At 63.9% G+C, this 3,266-nt stretch carries 1 protein-coding gene; it reads right to left on the bottom strand.

What is annotated here, in order from left to right:
- Positions 1 to 363: 363 nt before the first annotated feature.
- The gene (gene uvrB / locus EOB36_RS33405) at positions 364 to 3,231 is read right to left on the bottom strand and encodes an excinuclease ABC subunit UvrB (RefSeq protein ID WP_281035506.1); all 2,868 of its coding nucleotides are present in this window, start codon (positions 3,229 to 3,231) and stop codon (positions 364 to 366) included.
- Positions 3,232 to 3,266 lie beyond the last annotated feature (35 nt).

Raw genomic sequence — 3,266 nt, 5'->3', positions numbered from 1 at the left:
TACTGGCCGCCTGCGCTTACAATCTGCGCACCATGATTGGCGTCCTCTATCCACCCGATGAGAGGCGGACATGAGGGAGGAGTGCGTCCACAATCCGGCAGGATGGCTGCCTAAACCGACAAAGGCCCCGCAAGGGCCGCGGAAAACCGCTCTGCCGGCCTTCAAAAAGGCCCTCACTGACCACCGAAATCCACTTCGCTCCCCGTGCAAAGCCCTCCTTGTGGGAGAAGGTGGCCTCGCAAAGCGAGGTCGGATAAGGGGTGTTCCAGGGAACGCAAACGTCTCACTCCGCTGGAACACCCCTCAACCGTCTCGGCGCTGCGCGCCGATCCACCTTCTCCCACAGGGGGAGAAGGGAAGGCGCTACTTTCCCGGCCGCCCTGTCTTGCCCGGCCGGCGTTTTTCGCGGCGGGCGTCGGCGGGGTCTTCGTAGGAACCGATGCCAGCGCGCTGGCGAACGATCGGCTTGGCGGAATCGCCCCCCACTTGGGGGGAGATCGGTTGTGGCTTGGCCGGCACTTTTCCCTCGACCGGCTTTTCGGTGCGGCGCACTGTCATCTCGTCCAGCGAGTTCTTCTTGAACAGCGGCTTGGTCGGTTCACCCGGTATACCGAAATCCGAGCCGTGCGCCTCCTGCGCCGACTGCTTCTTGAACAGCGAACGCGACACCGCGCCTGACGGCTTCGGCATGTCGGTGCCAGGCCCCATATCGTCCAGCGACGGCTTGGCGAACAACGGCTTCTTCACCGGCACAGCGCCGTCAGCGCCCATTTCGTCGAGCTCCGGCTTGCGGAAGAGGTTGGGCCGGGCAGCCTTGGCCGCCTCTTCGGCGGCACGTGCCGCGTCCAGTTTGCGGAAACGCTCTTGTTCCTCTGATGTACGATGTTTGGCCACGCCCTTGTTGTGCTTGCCCTTCTCGCGGCCCGAAACCGGGCTTTCCATGTCGGCATATTTGGCCAGCGGATCGTCGGAGATGGACAGCTCCATCTCGCGCAGTCGCTTGATCTCGTCGCGGATGCGGGCCGCCTTCTCGAAGTCGAGATTGGCGGCGGCGTCGCGCATCTGCTTGTCCATCGCGTCGAGATGGGCTTTCAGGTTGTTGCCCATCATCGCGCCGGCGCTGTCGGTGAACTGCGAGATGTCGGCGCGGACATGATCCTTCTCGTAGACCGAGTCCAGGATGTCGGAGATGCGCGACTTGACCGATTCCGGGGTGATGCCGTTGGCCGCGTTCCACTCCATCTGCTTTTCGCGACGGCGGTTGGTTTCCGCCATCGCCCGCTCCATCGAGCCGGTGACCTGGTCGGCGTAGAGGATGACCTTGCCGTCGACGTTTCTGGCGGCGCGGCCGATGGTCTGGATCAGCGAGGTTTCCGAGCGCAGGAAGCCCTCCTTGTCGGCATCGAGAATGGCGACGAAACCACATTCCGGGATGTCGAGGCCTTCGCGCAAAAGGTTGATGCCGACCAGCACGTCGAAGGCGCCGAGGCGCAAGTCGCGCAGGATCTCGATGCGCTCCAGCGTGTCGATGTCGGAGTGCATGTAGCGGACGCGGATGCCCTGCTCGTGCAGATATTCGGTGAGGTCCTCGGCCATGCGCTTGGTCAGCACTGTGACCAGCGTGCGGTAGCCGGCTTTTGTCGTGTCGCGGATTTCGCCGACGACGTCGTCGACCTGGGTCTTGGCCGGACGCACCTCGACCGGCGGATCGATCAGGCCGGTCGGGCGGATGACCTGCTCGGCGAAGACGCCACCGGACTGCTCCATTTCCCAGCCGCCGGGCGTCGCCGAAACCGCGACGGAGAGCGGGCGCATGGCGTCCCACTCCTCAAAGCGCAGCGGCCGGTTGTCCATGCAGGACGGCAGACGGAAGCCGTATTCGGCCAGCGTCGCCTTGCGGCGAAAGTCGCCGCGATACATGCCGCCGATCTGCGGCACGGTGACATGGCTTTCGTCGATGAAGACCAGCGCATTGTCAGGAATGTATTCGAACAGGGTCGGCGGCGGATCGCCCGGCTGGCGGCCGGTGAGATAGCGCGAATAGTTCTCGATGCCGGCGCAGGAGCCGGTCGCTTCCAGCATCTCCAGATCGAAGCGGCAGCGCTGCTCCAGCCGCTGCGCCTCGAGCAAGCGACCGGACCGTTCGAGTTCGACCAGCCGGTGCTTGAGCTCTTCCTTGATCGACTTGATGGCCTGATTGAGGGTCGGGCGCGGCGTGACATAGTGCGAATTGGCGTAGATCTTGACGCTCTTCAACTCGCCGGTCTTCTGGCCGGTCAGCGGGTCGAACTCAGTGATCGCCTCGATCTCGTCGCCGAACAGCGAAATGCGCCATGCGCGATCCTCAAGGTGAGCCGGAAAAATCTCGATCGTGTCACCGCGCACGCGGAACGAGCCGCGGACGAAGTTGATATCCTGACGCTTGTATTGCTGAGCGACGAGGTCGGCGAGCAGCGCCCGCTGGTCGAGCCGGTCGCCGATCTGCATCTGAAAGGTCATCGCCGTATAGGTCTCGACCGAGCCGATACCGTAGATGCAGGACACCGAGGCGACGATGATGACGTCGTCGCGCTCCAGCAGCGAGCGCGTCGCCGAGTGGCGCATGCGGTCGATCTGTTCGTTGATCGACGATTCCTTCTCGATGAAGGTATCCGTCCGAGGCACATAGGCTTCCGGCTGGTAGTAGTCGTAGTAGGAGACGAAATACTCGACGGCGTTTTCCGGGAAGAATTTCTTGAACTCGGAATAGAGCTGTGCGGCCAGCGTCTTGTTGGGGGCGAGGATCAGAGCAGGACGCTGCGTCTCCTCGATCACCTTGGCCATGGTGAAGGTTTTTCCCGAGCCGGTGACGCCGAGCAGCACCTGGGTGCGGTCATTGTCGTTGACGCCTTCGACAAGATCCTTGATCGCCGTCGGCTGGTCGCCGGCCGGCTCGAAATCCGACACCATCTTGATGGCGATGCCGCCTTCGGATTTTTCGGGCCGGGCCGGGCGGTGCGGTGTCCACAGCACGCCGTCCTTGTGCAGCGGGTTGCCGGATTCGATCAGCGCCGACAGCGCGGCGACAGTGGCGGTGACACCGCCGGAGGCCATCGTCTCGGCTTCCTCCAGCGAAACATCGAGGCCGGCGACCGGATTGAGGCCGGCCGCGGTGCGCTCCCTGGCCGAAGCCGCGCCGCCCATCGAGGTTCCTCGCGCCGTGCGGCCGGGGGAGGAGGAGCGCTCGGGGATTTTTTTCGCCTTGGCGCCTTCCCTCCCCCTTGAGG

The sequence above is a fragment of the Mesorhizobium sp. M6A.T.Cr.TU.017.01.1.1 genome (assembly GCF_004023115.1).
Lineage (GTDB): Bacteria > Pseudomonadota > Alphaproteobacteria > Rhizobiales > Rhizobiaceae > Mesorhizobium > Mesorhizobium mediterraneum.
The sequence above is the reverse complement of the archived record's forward strand: the minus strand, read 5'-3'. Positions and strand labels throughout refer to the sequence as shown.